Source organism: Terrimonas sp., from assembly GCF_003075435.1.
GTDB lineage: Bacteria > Bacteroidota > Bacteroidia > Chitinophagales > Chitinophagaceae > Agriterribacter.
The window spans coordinates 293,162-313,452 of record NZ_QCZJ01000001.1; the positions used below are offsets into that span (position 1 = coordinate 293,162).

Annotated in this window: 13 protein-coding genes; 11 read left to right on the forward strand and 2 right to left on the reverse strand. The window is 39.1% G+C overall.

Annotated elements, in window-relative coordinates:
• Positions 1 to 21 precede the first annotated feature (21 nt).
• On the reverse strand, positions 22 to 144 hold the full coding sequence (locus DC498_RS26620; RefSeq protein WP_255415812.1) for a hypothetical protein: 123 nt from the start codon (positions 142 to 144) through the stop codon (positions 22 to 24).
• Positions 145 to 629: 485 nt separating this feature from the next.
• Here DC498_RS26620 and DC498_RS01160 point away from each other — a divergent pair, with 485 nt between their 5' ends.
• From DC498_RS01160 to DC498_RS01200, 9 genes are all read left to right on the forward strand, one after another.
• Positions 630 to 1,901, forward strand: a complete 1,272-nt coding sequence (locus DC498_RS01160; protein WP_116872281.1) for a DUF4062 domain-containing protein — start codon at positions 630 to 632, stop codon at positions 1,899 to 1,901.
• A 2-nt stretch (positions 1,902 to 1,903) separates the two neighbouring features.
• Complete coding sequence (locus tag DC498_RS01165) at positions 1,904 to 2,983, forward strand: AAA family ATPase (protein WP_116872282.1); 1,080 nt, start codon at positions 1,904 to 1,906, stop codon at positions 2,981 to 2,983.
• A gap of 26 nt (positions 2,984 to 3,009) precedes the next feature.
• Positions 3,010 to 7,452 carry a PKD domain-containing protein gene (locus tag DC498_RS01170; RefSeq protein WP_116872283.1) on the forward strand — a complete coding sequence of 1,481 codons (4,443 nt, stop codon included), beginning with the start codon at positions 3,010 to 3,012 and terminating at the stop codon, positions 7,450 to 7,452.
• 121 nt (positions 7,453 to 7,573) lie between these two features.
• Positions 7,574 to 8,692, forward strand: a complete 1,119-nt coding sequence (gene atpB, locus DC498_RS01175) for a F0F1 ATP synthase subunit A (protein ID WP_116872284.1) — start codon at positions 7,574 to 7,576, stop codon at positions 8,690 to 8,692.
• Positions 8,693 to 8,732: 40 nt separating this feature from the next.
• A complete protein-coding gene (gene atpE, locus DC498_RS01180) occupies positions 8,733 to 8,954 on the forward strand; it encodes an ATP synthase F0 subunit C (RefSeq protein WP_116872285.1) in 222 nt (73 codons plus the stop codon).
• A gap of 87 nt (positions 8,955 to 9,041) precedes the next feature.
• Positions 9,042 to 9,551, forward strand: coding sequence for a F0F1 ATP synthase subunit B (gene atpF / locus DC498_RS01185; protein WP_116872286.1), 510 nt, complete (start codon positions 9,042 to 9,044; stop codon positions 9,549 to 9,551).
• 70 nt (positions 9,552 to 9,621) lie between these two features.
• Positions 9,622 to 10,185 (forward strand): ATP synthase F1 subunit delta, encoded by a 564-nt coding sequence (gene atpH / locus DC498_RS01190; protein ID WP_116872287.1) that lies wholly within the window; start codon positions 9,622 to 9,624, stop codon positions 10,183 to 10,185.
• Between the two features lie 42 nt (positions 10,186 to 10,227).
• Positions 10,228 to 11,805: a F0F1 ATP synthase subunit alpha gene (atpA, locus tag DC498_RS01195; protein ID WP_116872288.1), complete on the forward strand. Its 1,578-nt coding sequence runs from the start codon at positions 10,228 to 10,230 to the stop codon at positions 11,803 to 11,805.
• A gap of 288 nt (positions 11,806 to 12,093) precedes the next feature.
• Positions 12,094 to 15,261 carry a T9SS type A sorting domain-containing protein gene (locus tag DC498_RS01200; protein ID WP_116872289.1) on the forward strand — a complete coding sequence of 1,056 codons (3,168 nt, stop codon included), beginning with the start codon at positions 12,094 to 12,096 and terminating at the stop codon, positions 15,259 to 15,261.
• A gap of 368 nt (positions 15,262 to 15,629) precedes the next feature.
• On the opposite strand, the gene DC498_RS01205 is transcribed toward DC498_RS01200, so the two are convergent.
• Positions 15,630 to 17,507 (reverse strand): BatD family protein, encoded by a 1,878-nt coding sequence (locus tag DC498_RS01205; protein ID WP_116872290.1) that lies wholly within the window; start codon positions 17,505 to 17,507, stop codon positions 15,630 to 15,632.
• 226 nt (positions 17,508 to 17,733) lie between these two features.
• Here DC498_RS01205 and DC498_RS01210 point away from each other — a divergent pair, with 226 nt between their 5' ends.
• Positions 17,734 to 19,215: a xylulokinase gene (locus DC498_RS01210; RefSeq protein ID WP_116872291.1), complete on the forward strand. Its 1,482-nt coding sequence runs from the start codon at positions 17,734 to 17,736 to the stop codon at positions 19,213 to 19,215.
• Positions 19,215 to 19,988: a carboxypeptidase-like regulatory domain-containing protein gene (locus tag DC498_RS01215; RefSeq protein ID WP_116872292.1), complete on the forward strand. Its 774-nt coding sequence runs from the start codon at positions 19,215 to 19,217 to the stop codon at positions 19,986 to 19,988. Before DC498_RS01210 ends, DC498_RS01215 begins: the two co-directional genes overlap by 1 nt.
• The last annotated feature ends 303 nt before the right edge of the window (positions 19,989 to 20,291 follow it).

A 20,291-nucleotide genomic window follows, 5' to 3' on the forward strand; every position in this document is an offset into this window, starting at 1 on the left:
GGCTTGATACAATATTATTGTTTAACCAACACCTTCCGTGCTGAAAACAAGTAACAATAACAACATTTCTTTGTTCTTCTGTTGCCATTGGCTGAAAATATTACAGGTTGTTGACGGCGTTTGCTCAAAATTTATTCGTGACATCAGCGCTGGTATACAATACTACGCCTATAGACTATTTCATTATGTGCAGGGTACTGCCACATTCAATTATTAATCAGTCCTGTCCCGGGCGTATTCCAAATTTTCGCTGGTTGTTGAAGACATAACCAGGGTCTGCGTCAGGAGACGGTATCTCACCGCCTACTTGCAGTGCGAAAATTTGTAATGCAACTCTGCCATGACAACCGGGAATATTTAATAAAAAATTATTAAATTCAGGGTCGGTATAACACTATCCCGGTAAGCGTAACTGGCTTTATTTAATGCTTGCCTGTATTAAGATAGATTTATAAATTTCACGCTGCTTACCGAATCAGAACATCTTACCGATCCTGTGGTATTAACAAAGCGCTGGAAAATGCTGATATCTCCGGCTCCGATGCGATCCTTATCTTTTGCAATACTCCTTGTATCTGCACCCCATATTGTATTCAAGGTATTGAAGCCAGCAGGCATCTTTTACTTTTATGGGCGCTTATTCTATTTACATATCATCAACTTACAGAGACTTAATTGAAGATCGTAATCTCTTAAGATTAAGACTCGATCAGGCTCAATACATTACTGTATGTATGGAAAAATATCCTCCGGCTCTTTCTCAGTCTATTAAAGATAAATGCCAGAAAGATGTTGCAGACGCGGATATATATGTTGGAATAATAGGAGATAAATATGGTTCATTAGCTATGGATGAGAACGGTAATCAACTCCCCTTATCCTATACTGAGTATGAATATGATGCTGCAGTAATGAACAAAAAAAAGAGATTGATTTTTTTTAAAGCCGTTAAAGAACCAATTGCAGATGAACGACTGCTAAAATTTATCAGCAAAATAAAAACCACGCCTTTCTTTACAGGCGTGTTTGATGACTACAAAGATCTTCCCGGTCTTGTATTAGCCGCCGTAGTAGCAGAAACGGGAGATTTTAAAAAGAAATTTATTCCCGGCGAAACAAAGCTGCTTTGCGACAGGGTAGAACAGGCCCGGTTCTTCACAAATAGCATTATGCAAAACGTACATCACCATATCTATTTTTTTATGGTATGCGGGCATAAATACAATGGGCATTCAATGATGGTTAACCGTTGCATTTACAGTATCAGAAACCAGTTTGGAAATAATGAAACGCTTGATATAAGATTCATGGCCAATTCCAATCCACCTTCAGACGGGGAGAAAATTAAACAGGATATTAAAAACAAATTGCTAAGCCAGCTACAGTCTAAAACGAATGAGGTCATAACTGTTTTTTCTGCAGACAGCTTTTTTGATTGTCTTAATAAAGTAAATAAAAATTGTCTCGTGATCAGTATCATTATTCAAAGCACATTTCTCAAAAATCATATTGACGTGTACAAAGAAGGTATTCAAAAATTTTATACTGAATTTTCCCAGGTTGATAACCCTTTATACAGAAATAAAAAGATCATTTTCTTTACGCACGTGCAATACAATGATGAAACCGCTGACAAAGATGTGATGATAAAAGATTTTGAGAATATGCCACACTTTGAAAACAAAAAGATGCCGGTACTGGAAAAAATCAACGATGATATTATAGTGGAATGGATGCTGGAAAACAACCTGGGAGAAAACCAGTTTGAAATTGACAATCAGGTAAAAGAACATTTTTCAACCATTGAACGGGATATGAACCAGGAATACTTTATGGACAATGCTGCAGAAGCTATGGAGAAGATCATTGATCATTATAATACTAAAAAATTCAACAGTTAAATATGTTTACTATAAAGAATATCCAGGTTTCATCTGCCAACAGGCCTGATGATTATGTAATACACGACCATGAACTTACAGAGGCTGTAAATATGAGCATCTGGTTACAAAAGCCGCTACTGCTTACAGGCGCGCCGGGTACCGGCAAAACACAACTGGCTTTTAAGGTTGCGCAGGAACTGGGCAAAGCTCCGGCATTGAATGGATTTGCCCCATTTTTAAGCACCCCATTTGTTTTTAATACCAAGACCACATCTGCTGCAAGCGACTTGTTTTATTATTATGATGCCGTTGGTCATTTTCAGAAAAGAAATATTATTAATACTGCTGCACAGGAAAACAAAGGCACGGTTGAAGAAATCACCCCTCATTCCTTTATACAGTTAAATGCTTTAGGTGAAGCAATCATCCAATCATTTGGTAAGGATGCGATACTGGGCAACGAGGATTTGCAGGCGCTGTCGCGGCTGAATGGTTTTAATAAAAGCATACAAAATAAACCGGCCAGCAGTGTGGTACTGATAGATGAAATTGATAAGGCGCCACGGGACTTCCCTAACGACTTACTAAATGAAATTGAGCATTATGAATTTAAAATACAGGAATTAAATAAACAGATTGCTAAGGATAAAAGCCAGAAGCCATTTCCCGCTATTGTAGTGATCATGACAAGCAATTTTGAAAAAAATCTTCCCGATGCATTTCTCCGTCGTTGCCTTTTCTATCATATTCCTTCGCCAGGAAAAGAATCTTTATACAAAATCGTAAGCAGCCGCATGGCTCCTTATCTTAAAGAATTATATGCAGAAAATGCTCTGACAGATGAGGAGCTCGCTAAAAAAATGAAAGGGTTTGATAAAGCCGTTGACCAGTTCTATATTTTAAAAGACAGGTTTAAAGATAAAAAGCCTGCCACTTCAGAGCTGCTTGAATGGATAAAGGTTTTAGAATTAAACAATTTTTTTACCGGTGATGTGGATTTTACAAACCTGCCAGAAGATAAAAAAACCATCCTGAGATATTCAATACCCATATTGGCAAAAACCAAAGACGACATGGAAATGATAAGGAAGGAATTATAATCACTCACTTCTGTTAATGTACCATTATGCCAGCAAACGCCAATATCAGCATACCGGTTGAAACTTTGCTTGCCATGCTGCGGGCAGAGGGTATACGGGATATTGGTGTTACCTCCGTGCTTGATATTCAAAAAGTACTGGCTTCACTCAATGAAAACGAAATTCACGACTATAAAAAAATAAAATATTATATACGGCCTATTGTCTGCCGCAATAAGGAAGACCAGGAAAAATTCAACCTGGTTTTTGACAAATACATTCAATGGATAGCATCAGAAAAGCTTAATATAACAAGACCGGTAAAAAAGAAAAAGTATATACCCTGGTGGTGGATAACTTTAATTTCAGCGCTGGCGATTGCAATGCTCTTATTCCTGCTCAAATCCGAAAAGCATGATCAGTTCTATTTAAGTATTTCACAGCAAACGCTTTGGCCGGCAGGAAAATATGCTGAAGTGGCTATCGGAGATTCCGTTGAATATACACTTTATATAAATGACAGCTCTGCAATTGATCAATATAGCGTGGAGTGGAGATTGAACAATAAACACTCAGGAAATACACGTACGGTAACTACCGTTTACCGGGACACAGGTAATTATCTCATTACAGCATCCGCACTAAACCAGCAAACCGGCACTGTGCTGACAGACAGCATATATACTACCGTGAAATGCGATCATCCACCAATACTGAATATACTCCGTGAAACAAAAAACGGAAAGAAAAAATATGTGGCTGTACCCGGAGACACAACATCTATATCCAAAAAGTATACTTACAAATGGTATTTGAATGATTCATTGGTTACAGCAGGCAGCGAATTTGTATCAATGCAAACATCAAACAAAACATATACTGTAAAATTAATTGCCGATACCCGTGGATTATATAGCTGTACAGATTCCCTTATTACACGGTACGATGAAACCCCGGTATACCAACTGCTTACAAGGTCTCTACAGCCAGTTGCAACAGGTTCATCATTGTTGGTCCGGAATATATTGTACCTGCTTGGTTTGTTGATCATTTTACCTGCTGCTGTAATGGCATATATTTACAAACAATGGAAGATTCCCAAAGCAAAGCAGCATACACAGGCTGTTCTCCCCTCAAAAGGCGCTGCTGATAATAATGATCGCCAGGCCGGACCATTTGCCATTGCATTTAAAAGCCAGGATCATAAAATTGATCCCGGCGAACAGGTAAATCGTTTGGCGGATGGCTTACGTAAACGGCAGTTAAGTGATACATTACAACTTAACCTCAAGAAATCCATCTGTAAAACCATAAAAGCCGGAGGCTTTCCTACATTTGAGTTTTCTCCCAAAACAAAGCCTGTAGATTTTCTTATTCTTATAGATAAGGAATATCCAGACAGTCACCTGGTAAAACTGTTTGAATTTGTTATAGAAAGATTGCGTGCAGAACAGGTAAATATCATAGTATACGATTACTATAAAGAACCCTTATATCTTAACAATACACGTTTTAACCATGTAAGACTACCGCTCGACAGAGTAATTCAATTGTATCCTGACAGCATTTTACTGATGTTTTCGCATGCTCATTACCTGTTAGAACCCCATCAGGCAAGAATTAAGGAATGGGCAGAAGAAAAACTAAAGCAATGGGAAACACAGGTTATCATTACTCCTGTGCCTAAAAAAGACTGGTCTTACAAAGAGATTATTTTACAACGTTCAGGCCTTGTACTTATACCTGCTGATCTGTATCAAAATAATGTGCTCAGGATATTACTTGATGTAATCAGTCTTCAGGTTGAAACTACCAAGCAGGATAAGATAGAGATATCAGAAACCTATTCCGCACGTTACTATAATTTCCAGGACTTTGATGCGCTATCAGAATACCTTGCAAACGAAGCATTGCTGGAATGGGTTTGCGCTACTGCGGTATACCCTCATGTTGACTGGAATGTGACTTTGGCTATAGGCAGCGCACTTGAGAATACAGGTAAGCAAAAAAAACTGATCACATACGAGAACCTCCTGAAAATTTCACGCATAAGCTGGATGCAGGATACTGTGATAGATGATGAATTAAGGCTTGAAATGCTCCGGCATATCACCAATACTACTGAAATAATTGCAAGAAAAGCAATTGTAGTATTACTGGAAGAAATAAAAGACACATTCAAAGAAAATTCATTTGCCAAAGAAGAATACGACCTTCATCACCACAGTAACCTTTTCCTCCTGTATGCTAATGATCAGGCTGAGCCAATACCCGATGAAATACTGATGAAAGTAACGGATTATCTTAAAAAAGGATATTTCGATTGGCCGTATGCCACGTATCATGAAGAGGCTGTGAATACATTGATCAGGCAGCCCAACACTACTTCTTCCATACCCATTAATCGGTATTTAAACGAGCTTAATATTAAAAAAGCGGAAAAAGACAGGCAACGTAATGATGAACAATTGCAAAAAGAAAAAGAAGCGCAGGCAAAACGGAGAAGAATAAAAATGCTTCGCAACATTATTGCTTTATCCTCCTTTATACTCTTAGCATTATCAACTACCTGGCTGTTATATAAGAACGGCTTATTTACATTCAGAAAAATAACCAGGCAGTCGTTGGAAGTAACCCTGCATAATACCACATTGCTGAATCCATTTGGGGAAATATCATTAAGCATTCAAACTGATTCAATTTATACCGGCAAAAAAGTTAACGATTCGGTTTATACATTTCCGGGAATTGTTCAGGCATCATCCGGCAGGCAACCGCTATTAATCATCAATCAAAAAAATTCTCCTGCCCTAACCGCTGCAATCTCAATAGATTCCACTTACGATGCATATATAAGGGAACCTGAGCTTGCAGAAAGAAAACGTTTATCCATTTTTTACAACAACAAAACAAACTATGATGCTGTTCAGCAACAGCTATCAGATGTTTTAGGAATGTATGATATTGCAGCAGCCCAAAGCGCCTTCAGGGATTCTTCAAAGATCATTTACTTCAATGATCAAAGAGCAATGGCAGATTCAATTGCTGATATCATCAAGAAAAACCTGGGAATCGGAATAGCTGTAATTATGGGTACTGGTAACAATGATTCATCCATGCCTGAATTATACCTGGATATGGACCCGGCTGCTTATACCTGCAACATCATTTCTTTCGATGCGGTACCATTGTCATTAAACAATACCTGGTGGGGCGCTGCAAATAACCGCTTTGCAAGGATTGACATAGCCTCAAAACTGATCTATTATTCTACAGGTGAAAAATCAACATACGGCACTTATGCAATAGATGAAATTTGCTTTGACCAGAAAGGAACATACCGGTTTTTAGTACGGGCAAACAACCGGTATCGAGTATTTTTCCTGAAGAACGTTAAGGATATCTCGTTTAACGTGTCTTTGTGCGAGAACTGGTATAATAGTAAGGCTGAAATAACCAACATAGATGAAGCAACCTGCAACAAGTTCAACAATATGACCTTATATTTTGCCAATACTTCTCCAAATATTGTTTCGGCTAATATCGAACAGCATTTTAATTTCTCTACAGGCCAAAGAGACAAGCTGGATAAAATTTTTGCAGGAGTGGAAGACACAGATACCATTAAGATAGAACTCAATATAAATGCCGGGGGCTCAAATATACCGGCTGATCAACGGTTTACTGCACTGCAAAAAGATTTCCCCACCAGTCCTACCAGGGTTTTACATACAACCGGGTATAATATTAAAAACAACATTATACAATGGAGCAGAAAAGATTTTACCGGGACACCGTTTGACAGGGATTTTGCCGTAGTTCAGATAAACAAGGCACGGGTAAATGTCAATCCCTGTAATTATACCTACTATAGTATGCAGGAAGCATTAAGGGTTGCTGACCCTCTGCAAATCTGCAGGTTAAACCTTGAAAAGGAACAACTTACTGCTTTACCGGCGCAGTTGTATAACTTTAAAAATTTGCAGGAGCTGACGCTTGGCACAACATCCATACCCAGGGCTGAAATAGAGCAGTTGCAAAAAGCACTGCCAAAATGCAGAATTGATTTTACAATCATCCCTGCACAGGAAAAGCCCGGGAATACAAGTCCTGTTGAGGAAACCCAGTTGGGCCAGCTTAACCTCGATTCAAAATACAATCTCGATAAAAAAGGTATACCGCTAATCAGTAATATAGCCCGGCAATTAACCGCTAATACTTCAAATAAGATCAAGCTCCGCGTTACAGTTCAGGCACCCCAGGAAAAAATGATGATGCAGGCGCTGAGTGAAATAAAAAACATGTTCTATAAGGAAGGAGTACGGTCTGACTTAAACCAGATAGACAATGATATTATTATTTCCGGGAATGCCAACAGCCTGGTAAAGCCACGAGCAGCCACTAAAAGCAAGACCCAGAATGCTAATGGAACTATCGTATATATAATAGGTATTAACTGGAAAGAAGCAGAATCCAAAAAAGCATACTGATGAGTTCAGAAAGAACATACAGCATGTTAATAAAGAATGAAGAAATTTCCCGATTTCGTATTTCAGATATTATTATTTCTGGCCTCCAACTCCTATCTTTGCGCCAAATTTCAAGAAAGAGATGTTCTCAAAAAGCGTCAAATCCTTATTGGTAGCGGTTTTTAGCCTATTCATATGTTTTTATTCTAATACATCATTTTCCCAGGAACATGAACCAAATCATGCTGCGGAAGCGCAGGGTGAAGCAAAACATGGAGAAGAAGGAGATTTTGACGTTACCGGCTTTATCCTTGATCACGTTAAGGATCACCATAGCTGGCATTTATGGGGGCATACTTCCATTCCTTTACCGGTAATTATTAAAACCGATAAAGGTTTTGAAACCTTCTCTTCCGCCAAACTTTCAAACGAACACCACGAGCCGGTAATATATAATGGTAACTATCCTTATAAATTGATTGAAGGAAAGATCAGGATCATGAACGCGGATGGCGCGGTAGATGAAGAAGCATCAAAAAAAGTATTTGATATTTCTATCACCAAAAATGTGGTTTCTTTATTTCTTACTGTTATTCTGCTGATCCTCATTTTCACTTCTGTAGCAAACGCCTATAAAAAAAGAGGTGTAAAATCAGCACCCAAAGGTTTTCAATCATTTATCGAACCCATCATATTATTTGTAAGAGATGAAGTGGCTAAACCCTACCTCGGCCATCAGTATACGAGGTATATGCCATTTCTTTTAACGATTTTCTTTTTTATCTGGATTAACAACCTTTTGGGCCTGGTTCCGTTCTTTCCCGGTGGCGCTAACCTGAGTGGTAATATCGCCTTTACACTTGCATTGGCGCTTTTCACCTTTGTAATTGTAAACGTAAATGGAAAAAAGGATTACTGGAAGCATATTTTCTGGATGCCCGGTCTGCCCACTTTAATGAAGATATTTTTGATGCCTATTGAGTTACTGGGTGTTTTTATTAAACCCATATCACTCACTATCCGGTTATTTGCAAACATCACTGCCGGACATATTTTAGTGATGAGCCTTATATCACTGATATTTATTTTTAAATCAGTAGCTGCTTCAGCAATGGCAGTTCCGTTTACAGTTTTTATTAGTGTTATTGAGTTGCTTGTAGGTTTTTTACAGGCATTTATATTTGCTATGTTATCAGCTTTATATATAGGAATGGCAATTGAAGAGCATCATGATCAGCATGAAGATATTCCTGTGATATAATAGTTATAAATGTTTTTTATTCACTTTAAATATTAAAAAAATGGTAGTAGGAAGTGTTGCTGCAATTGGTGCAGGCTTAGCGGCAATCGGTGCCGGTATCGGTATCGGTCAAATTGGTAAAGGCGCCGTTGAAGGTATTGCACGTCAGCCTGAAGCTGCTAACGACATCCGCACAAACATGATCGTTGCTGCGGCGTTGGTTGAAGCGGTTTCTCTGTTCGCGGTGGTTGTTGCCCTTTTGGGTAATAGCGCCGGAGCGTAAGACACTTAACGTCTTGTACAGGCTCATGCACAGGGCGGAAAGCCTGTACTTTTTTTGAATTATAACTAAAGTATAATATATACCCATATGCTTCTTGAAATAAATCCATTGGTACTTCCAGACCCAGGTTTGCTGATATGGTCAACACTTGCATTTTTGATCCTGCTTTTTGTATTGGGCAAATTTGCATGGAAACCTATTATGAAAGCCATAGGTGAAAGAGAGAAAGGCATTAACGATGCCATAGCTTCTGCTGAAAAAGTTAAGGCTGAAATGGCACAGTTGCAGAGTGATAATGAAAAATTGCTTGCACAGGCACGCGAGGAAAGAACACAGATATTGAACGAAGCTAAAGCCATTAAAGATAAAATGATCAGCGAAGCCAAAGAACAGGCTAAAGCTGAAGCTGCTAAAATAATGGCAGAAACACAGCAGGCTATTGAAAATCAAAAAATGGCTGCGGTGGTTGACCTGAAAAACCAGGTGGGCAACTTAGTGATTGAAGTGTCTGAAAAAGTATTACGCCGCGAATTGTCTAACAAGGCGCAGCAGGAAACCTACATTAAGGAATTAGCAAACGATATTAAACTGAACTAAAAATTTTGATTTTGAATAAGAGTGAACTACGTTCATTTCAAATTTCAAGTCTCAAATCTCAAATTTAAAAATGCTTCAGCCACGTTTAGCCGGAAGATATGCCAAGAGCCTGATTGATTTAGCGCTCGAGCGGAATCAATTAGAAGCAGTATATGCTGATATGCTGTTTTTACTATCTGTATGCAAGCAAAGCAGGGATTTTGTGAACCTCGTAAAAAGCCCGGTTATTACTGCAGATAAAAAAAATGCTGTTATTGATGCGATTACTAAAGGAAGAGTAAATGATCTTACTGCGGCATTTAATAAATTGCTGGTGCAAAAAGGCAGGGAAAGTATTTTGCCAGAGATCATCAACGCTTTTATTGAGCAGTATAACCGGTTGAAAAATATTCATAAGGTAAAACTTACTACTGCGCAACCCATCAGCGAGGAGCTGAGAAAAGCTATTGAACAAAAAGTAAAAACAGATACTGCACTTACCAATATAGAATTAGAGACAGTTGTAAAAGAAGAATTGATTGGTGGCTTTGTACTTGAGTTTGATAATAAGCTGGTAGATGCCAGCATAATAAGAGACCTGAGAGATATACAAAGACAGTTCCAGAACAATGTGTATATCAGGAATATCAGGTAAGGTTTTTATAAAAACGATTAACAACAATATAAAACAACAGATATGGCAGAAATTAAGCCCGACGAAATAAGTGCGATACTGCGCCAGCAGTTAAGCAATTTTAATGCAGGTGCTGATCTGGAAGAGGTAGGAACTGTGTTACAGGTGGGAGATGGTATTGCACGTATTTATGGTTTAAATAATGTGCGTGCCGGTGAACTGGTTGAATTTGAAAATGGCGTAAAAGCAGTAGCACTTAACCTTGAAGAAGACAATGTGGGCGTGGTATTGATGGGTGATTCAGGTGAAATTAAAGAAGGCAATAAGGTAAAAAGAACCGGCAACATTGCTTCACTTAAAGTAGGTGAAGGATTGGTTGGTCGCGTTATAAATGTATTGGGAGAACCAATAGATGGTAAAGGACCTATTTCTGGTGAACTGTACGATATGCCATTGGAGCGTAAAGCCCCTGGCGTAATCTTCCGTGAGCCGGTAAAAGAACCCCTGCAAACAGGTATTAAAGCGATTGATGCGATGATCCCTGTAGGCCGTGGTCAGCGAGAGTTGATCATTGGTGACCGCCAGACAGGTAAAACAGCCATTGCGATTGATACGATCATTAATCAGAGGGAATTTTACCAGGCTGGCAAACCTGTATACTGTATATATGTGGCATGCGGTCAAAAAGCATCCACCATTGCTAACGTAATGAAAACGCTGGAAGATAATGGTGCAATGGCTTATACTGTTATTGTTGCTGCTTCTGCATCAGACCCTGCTCCACAACAGTTCTTCGCGCCTTATGCCGGTGCTGCCATCGGGGAATATTTCCGCGATACCGGGCGTCCTGCATTGATCGTATATGATGATTTGAGTAAACAGGCGGTAGCTTATCGTGAAGTATCATTATTACTTCGCCGCCCTCCTGGTCGTGAAGCTTATCCCGGTGATGTATTCTACCTGCACAGCCGCTTATTGGAGCGTGCAGCAAAGGTTATTAATGATGATGCTGTTGCCAGGAAAATGAATGACGTACCAGACAGCATCAAACATCTTGTAAAAGGTGGTGGTTCTTTAACGGCATTGCCCATTATTGAAACACAGGCCGGTGACGTGTCTGCTTATATCCCTACCAACGTGATCTCTATTACCGATGGACAGATATTCCTTGAATCAAACCTGTTCAACGCAGGTATACGCCCTGCTATTAACGTGGGTATTTCGGTTAGCCGTGTGGGTGGTAACGCACAGATCAAATCAATGAAAAAAGTAGCAGGTACATTAAAGCTGGACCAGGCACAATATCGTGAGATGGAAGCCTTCTCAAAATTTGGTGGCGACCTTGATGCTGCAACTAAGTTTATTCTTGACAAAGGAGCGCGTAACGTGGAAATTCTTAAACAACCGCAATACAGCCCCTTCACTGTTGAAAAACAGGTTGCTATTATCTATCTCGGTTCACAAGGTCTTTTAAAAGATGTTCCTGTTAATAAGGTAAAAGAGTTTGAAGAGCTTTTCCTGATTGAGATGGAAAATAAATTACCTGAAGTACTGGCTGAATTTAAACGTGGTAACCTGCCCGAAGAAGGCATTAAAAAGATGACTGATCTTGCCAAAAGCCTTATGGCAAGCTATAAATAGATCGTAATAGAAAACGAGTTTAGCACAACCCCGGCACTTAAGCCGGGGTTTTTGCGTTATATATGAGGTACGACCAAATACTTCAAAGACAACTACAAGCGTTATATTATGAAATCATAGAAGAATACACCTATTTGATTAACATATGCTAATCTGGTTTTGGAAAATCGAAGAAAAAAGGGAGTATATCGAAATGAGAATATCTAATGGTAAACACATATTAGCTTTGTTCAGGAATACTATAAAATATTCAATTTAACCTTTTGAGAAGCACTCAAATTCGATAGTATGAAAACGTATTTCTACCCTTTGAGAAAAGCATTTCTAAAAATATTCTTACTGCTTATATGCAGTGCAGGAGTATTTGAAATCGTATATGCCCAGCCTACAGCAACTAATCCGGCCACAGTATCGATGGCCGTATCGGTTGGCCGCCCATGCGGTGGAGGAACCAGCACATGGTCTGCGCATGTTTTCCGATACAATAACATTACCACTACATTATCTGATTACGAAAATTGTATTCCAAGCCTGGCTTCACCGGGATTTAGTATATATGGAGCTGGTATTTCGTTCAATCCATCTGATCATCAATTGTATTACTACAGGTATACCGGTAATAATACTTATGTCTGGCGTTGGACTCCGGGTAGTGGATGCCCTCCAACTACGGCATTATATACTGTGTATAATAATATGGCTATTCTTGGGTTTGCTTTCGCCCCAGATGGGCTTTGTTACCAGCTTATTTTCACAGGAAGCTCTCCTTATGGCTTGGCCTTGCGTACGGTAGATTTCAGTACAGGAACTTTTGGTCCCAGCAAAGCTATTTCCCTGCCTAGCGGGGTGAACATTACACAGCAGTCAGGAGACTTAACACTTACGCCGGATGGTAAGATGCTGATGGTTTGGGATAAAAAATATCTGTCGGTAAATTACCAGGATTATGCTACGCCCAATCCTTTACAGGGTACTTTAATCGCAAATTTATCAGGCGACCAAATCGTTGGTTTAAACTTTGCTGAAGGTAAACTTATCGCCGCTGATGCCAATAATAAATATTGGGATCTTAATATTTTAACCGGTGTTAAAACTGCTGTTACCCAATCCCCTTGCTATCAAAGTAATGACCTTACTGAAATTATATCCGGTGTAGGTGCTGCAAAGAAACTTTCATCTGCAACGCCAACCGGCACTCCTGGAACATACGACCTAAGTTATGATATTACAGTTAAAAATGTTGGAAGCTGGGATATCAGTAATGTGCAGGTTTACGAACTGCTGAGAGCATCAAATACCAGCGCAGGTAATCCTTTTGTTTCAGGGTCAGGTGGTAACACCATAAGTAATTTATCTGTATCATGGGTGTACAACCCGTTAGGATTAGCGCTTAACACTGCATACACCGGTTTAACTACTGCTAAATCGGCCTTACTTGCCGATGGTCAAACTTTACCTAACTACCCATTAGCAAATAATTATTTTATTATTCGTGTATCTTTCAGGGTCAATAATATCACTATTGGTAAAGTATATAATAATAATGCCAGGGTCACAGGTACAGGATATGCCGGGATAGACCTGGAAGATGTATCTACAGATGGCGATAACCCTGATCTTAACAATAACTCAAAACCAGATGATCCCGGAGAAGACAGACCTACTCCTTTCTTTATTGCAACAGTAGCAGAAATGCCGCCTTGCGAAGCATTGGAAAAAATATTATTCCTTCAAAATTTTGGAACGGGCTCTGGTTTGGGTACAACAATACCCGCAGCAACCGGATCTGCCGGAACTGCCGCCACCGATTATACCGGCAGTACAAGTCAACCACTGGATATTGAGCGGTATGCATTAACAAGTAATGCCAATAACGGCAATACCTCAAGGTGGATCAGCCGTACCGATCATACTACAGGTAGTGGTAATAACAGAATGATGGTGGTTAATGCTGACGTAAAATCGAACAGGATCTATAAAGATCAGGTAAATGTTTCATGTGGTAATCTTAAATATTCATTATTTGCATTTGTTTCAAATATTAGTAATTCATCGTATGGTAGTTTTTGTGATGCCTTTGGAGGAATAATAAATCCAAAATTAACTTTTACGGTAAGAGATGCAGCTACAAATAATATAATCACCAACCTTACTACTCCTGAAATTACCAGCAGTGCATGGACTCAGTATGGAATGAAGTTCATAATGCCTTCGGGAATAACCAGTGTGATTATTGAAATTACAAATGCCGCTGCAGGTGGCTGCGGTAATGACCTGGCAATAGATGATATACAATTTGGTCTTTGCGATCCTACACCTACTGTTTCAGTAAACAATACTGCCGGATGTACCAGCGGCACAACTACGTTCAGTGCAGCATTAAGTGACCCGACAGTAATTTCCGGAACAGTATATTATCAATGGCAAAGAAGCAACAACGTCAGCGGACCATGGACGGACATTACATCTGCTACAAGCAGTGATTACACAATAAGTCCTCTGTCGGCGAGCGATATTGGTAAATACTACAGAGTTTTGGTTGGACCGGATTCTGCAGGCGCTTATCTTGACAGAAGTTGCGCATATATATCCGATGCGTTCTTATTGAATGCCAAAACATCATCTACTCCGGCTACAGGCATTTTACGTTCTCCGGCTACAGGATCTATATGTCCGGGTAACGCTATAACCTTAACAAGGGATGGCGGGTCAACAGGCACAAATGCTGTATGGAGATGGTATACCGGAAGCTGTGGAGGCACTCCTGTCGGCACCGGAAACTCAATAACCGTATACCCAAGTGTAACCACAACATATTATGTACGTGCAGAGGGAGATTGTAACACTACAACATGTGCTGCGATAACCCTGAATGTTACTACATGTACTGTGTTGCCGGTAGATTTCCTTCAGTTCAATGCTGTTCAGCAAAGTGGAGGGGTTGACCTCAACTGGAAAATCCTTACAAGTGAACAGATAAGCTACTTTGATGTTGAAAGGTCAACCGACGGAATTAATTTTACCGCGATTGGAAGAGTTACGCAGGAAACGCCTTTCATAGGAACACAAAGCTTTAAATACAGGGATGCGGATATTAATGCAGACAATAATATTTTATACTATCGTATAAAAGTATCAAGCAAAGACGGAGCGCTCAAATACAGTGCTGTCTTATCAGTAAGATTATCAGGTATAAGCAATAATAAAATAAAAGTGAGCCCCAACCCTGCTATATCATCTTTAACAATGAGTTTTTACACAGCGTTACGTGGAAGTGTAGAATACCAATTGATAGATATGACTGGTAAAATTGTAGTTCGCGGACAAAGAATGGTTGAATCTGGTCAAAACAATATAGAAATCGGCCAGTTAAGCAGATACAGTGAAGGAGTGTATACTATACTGATTCGTATTGGCGACAGGTGGGAAAGAGAACGCGTAGTAATCAGGAGATAAATTTCACTGTATAATATTCAGAAAAACAGCATTCTTTTTTTACAAAGAATGCTGTTTTTGCATACATGAGATTTCACTTAGGCATAAGGAATGCACTAAGTAGGGCTTGCTGTTTAACTCACAGCATTTATTTTTTTAGGTTTACCAGTAACCGGGTTAGCCGCCTCTTTTTGTATGGTTTCGCCGAAGGCGAAATTGAAAAAATGCGAAGCATATTTTTTCAAAAGACAAAAAGCAGCGGCGTTCCGGTTACGCAGCCCGCCGGCTGTAGAGGCAAAAAAGAATTATGCTAAAAAAGCTATAGACACTGATTCTTATCGGAATATCATCCAAAATAAGTTAAACAGCAAGCCCTACGTATCCTGTTATCAGGTCTTGCTTACATTTAATACAAAATCTTCTGCAAGTTCATATACAGATTGCATATCCGCTTCGTTCAGATATGGATTGTACAGGGCAATTTCACATTGCTGAACAACCAGTGAAAATTGAGAAACAATATCATTATCCAGTCCTTTCAATTTCATTTGCTGTTCTATTTCTTTTAGATTAAGATTAGCTGAAAATTTATATTTCTCAGAAACATAGTTCCGCAAAGCCCTGTTCAATTCACTGTAAAACCCACGTGAGTCTTGCTGAACAAGCATCAGCTTTGCATTAAACAAGGGGCTGAGAGATACTGAAGATGGATGAGTCACGTCATCCGAAGACAAATCTTTTTTATCGGGAACCTCTCTCTCTCCCGGGAGGTTTGCAATAGCATTCTGATCAGATGTTTTTATATAACGGTAAAGCACATACGCAAATAAAAACAATAAACTTCCGGCAATGAATAGTATCCATGGGCGGGATAATGCAGAAGGCTGTTCCTGGCTATTATCCGGCATCCTGGTAATAAATGCGCTATCCCGCGTAACGGGTGCAGTTGCAGTAATTGTTATTGAATCAGTAGTAATTGTTTTGTATTGATTTGCAACGGGATCGAAAAAAGAAAATTCAACAGGATCAAGCACTATTTCGCCTTTTTGTTTGGGAGTAAAAGTAAATTCATAGGCTTTGTAACCACGCATCGGCACAACATTCTTCAAAAAATCTTCCTTAATATTAGGTTCATAAGCTTCAATGCTTTTCGCCCAATGTATTGCAGGAGTATTCAGCACCCCAAAATTCCCTTCTCCTTTAATGATCACCTTAAATATGGCAGCATCATTTAAAGGAATTTGCTTTTTGCTTACAGCAGATTGAATACTGAATGATCCCACTGCTCCGTTAAAAGTGCCAGGCTTTCCTTCTGGCAAAGGTTTTACCGTTACTGTAACAGGATTACTTCGTATGCTTACATGCTCTGTTGCTATACCACTGCTTTTTATATCGTCCGTTTCAAATGCCCTGAGAAGTGTACTGAGGTTCGCACCATTATTTTTCATCGCGTCATCAGCCTTCAAAAACGTAATCGCGTTTTCAACTTCTGCAGCATCTAATTCCATCTGCCCCGACTGAAGCGGAAAAAGCTGTACTTTACGGATAATGTAGACATTAAAATCCTTACCATTCAATTTTTCAATACTTGAAGGCGCCACAGTTGGATCCAGCATATCATATACACTAAATCCATTGAAAGAAGGTCGTCTTACCACTTTTGATTCAGAACGCAAACGGGTATATAATTTATATGTAGCAACCACAGCTTCACCTTCATAACATGTGGTTTTATCTACATCAACTTTTATAAAAAGATTTTTCCTGATCTTATCCTGTATATTTTCACCCCGCCTCAAAATATAATCGCTGTATAATTCATGGCGGGCATCATCATCTTCCTCAATAAAATCATACCGCGATTTACCCGGCATTTTCTTCACCAGTATATTCAATGTATTAAATACTAACCGCTTCCCATTTACTTTGGCTGATGCCCCGCTAAAACAATATTTACCGGGAGATGCAGGTTGTACTACATATACAAAAGACAAAGCATTGCTTTTAACACCATTTATGATGGAAGAACTGTTAACATGAGTAGGTCCCTGCACGATTTTGCAACCGGTAAATGAAGGGGGGATAAATTGCTGTACATCATCAGCGTTTTCAACACTAAAGTGCAGTGTTAACAGATCATTGGCAGTAAGTATCTGCTTATTTGCTGACGCAATAACCCTCACCTGTCCTGAAACATATAAGCTCCAGTGCCAGCAGATGAGAAAAAATAAAAAAAACTTACGTAAATATTTTCCTATAGATTTCATTTTATCGTTTCAGCAAAATCAATAACACTTTACAATAAGTACCTGATCAAATATAAGATTTGCCTTTAAGTACGGAAAATAAAAAAGCGGTAAAATTGCGTTAAAACAACTGTATTTCAGCGGGTATAAGCATTATGCTGCTTTAAAAACCGATCTTGCAGGCAACAAAATAACCAAGTGGTTTAAATATCTTGCCTTATTATTGCACCATCATTAATTACTATGTATGCTATTGCTTGGAATAGATGTTGGCACATCTTCTGTTAAAGTATCAGTTATTGATGCTGCAACTACAAAAATTATTGCTTCTGCTCAATTTCCCGAAACTGAAGCAGCAATAATATCAAAACAACCGGGTTGGGCAGAACAGGACCCTGAAACCTGGTGGTCATATACTAAACAGGCTATTAAAAAGGTAAACAGCTCCGGCAAATACAACCCGGATGATATAGTTTCTGTTGGCATTGCGTATCAAATGCACGGACTTGTAGTTATTGATAAAAATAAGCATGCGCTTCGCCCGTCCATTATTTGGTGCGACAGCAGGGCTGTAGAAATTGGAAATACTGCTTTTAATAAACTCGGAGCGGATTATTGCCTTGGTTGTCTCCTCAATTCTCCGGGTAATTTCACCGCGTCTAAATTATCGTGGGTAAAACAAAACGAACCTGAGGTTTATGAAAAAATAGATAAGATAATGCTGCCCGGAGATTTTATTGCCCTGAAACTTACAGGTGAAATATCTACTTCTCCATCCGCCCTTTCCGAAGGAATTTTCTGGGATTTTACAAGTGATGATATTGCTGATAAAATAGTATCCTATTACGGATTTGAAAGGTCATTTATTCCTTCGGTGCAACCGGTTTTTTCAGTACATGGAAAAGTTACAAATGAAATTGCCAAAGAACTTGCATTAAAACCTGGTATTCCTGTAGCATATAAAGCCGGGGACCAACCTAATAATGCACTCTCTTTAAACGTAATGAAACCCGGAGAGATAGCGGCAACGGCGGGAACATCCGGTGTTATTTATGCTGTGAGTGATAAACTTACTTACGATCTGCAGTCTCGGGTAAACAGCTTTGCACATGTTAATCATAATAATACAGCAAAAAGCATCGGTGTATTGTTATGTATAAATGGAACGGGTATTATGAACAGATGGATAAAAGATAACATGGGCAAAGATTTAAGTTATAATGATATTAATCGCCAGGCACAAGCTATTGCATTGGGAAGTGATGGCTTAACTATTCTTCCTTTTGGCAACGGTGCAGAGCGTATGCTTGAAAATAAAATGCCCGGCGCCCAGATAAGTAACTTACAGCTTACCGTACATACATCTGCACATTTGTTCAGAGCAGTGCAGGAAGGTATTGCCTGTGCATTTAAATACGGGTTGGATATTTTAAAACAGAATGGAATTCATCCAACGGTGATCCGGGCTGGCAAAGCAAATATGTTTCTCAGCAAATTATTTACTGATCTTTTTGTAAATTTTACAGGCGTTCCTGTAGAGTTATACGAAAATGATGGAGCGGCAGGCGCTGCTATTGGCGGTGGCATAGGCGCAGGAATCTATAAAACAACACAGGAAGCTTTTGCTTCTTATGCACCGGTTAGTACTACTGAGCCCGGGGAAGCACCTGCTGTATATAACGAAATTTATCAAAGATGGAAAGCGTACCTTGAAAAGAGTTTGGATTGATGAGGTTTTATAAGAAAATATATCTTCTTTTATTTGTTGCACTCATTTCTGTGGCTAATACAACCTATGCCCAGGAAATACAGGGAAGAGTATATGATATCTCACAAAAAATTCCGTTGCCTTTTGTTTCGGTGCTTACCAGTTCAGGAAATGGAACACATACAGATTCTACAGGGTTTTACAGTATAAGAGTAAGCAAGAACGACTCTATCTGGTTTTCTTACCTTGAAAAAGTTACACCAAAATATCCTGTAAATACCATTTCCAATCCCGCCGCCTTTGATATTTCAATACAGTTATCGGCTATTGAACTGCCTAATGTAACAGTAAAAAAACCAAGCTATCACTTTGATTCCCTTCAAAACAGGAAGGAATATGAGAAGATTTTTAATTACCGAAAGCCTGGTTTACGTACAACTTCTCTATCACCGGGTAGTATGGGAGCCGGCGTTGGGGTTGATCTTGATGAATTGATCAATGTATTTCGCTTTCGCAGAAACAGGAACATGAAGTTTATACAGAACTGGCTTATTGAAGAAGAGCAGCAGAAACATATTGATTACCGGTTTAACAGGACCTTTGTAAAAAAGCTCACTGACCTGGACGGGGAACAACTCACTGATTTTATGAAATTTTACCGTCCGATGTATGAATATGTAATAACGGTTAACGATGCTGAATTAGGCATGTATATACTGCAATGTTATAAACAGTATAAAGAGTATAATCAATTCAACAAAGGGAAATGGAAGTTTCCACAGGAACGGGAATGACTTATTATAAATAGTTTATTGGCGCCTGGCTGATTTTCTGTTTTCTACCTGATACTGGCTAATATTTTCCAAATGTGAAATCATTAAATATGCTTTAATAAATACCGTGATTATTTTGTTTTAGCGGGGGTTAGGAAAGCATATTTCACGCAGCGTGACAAAGCCTGCAAAGAAGCATTCATTGTAAACGCTGCTAAATTTTGCGCACTGCAGAAAAAACCATCGACAACATATGGCGGAAAGAAAATATAACAATCTGTTGATTAGCATTTTTGAATACCCAAAAATCACATAAAGAGGATA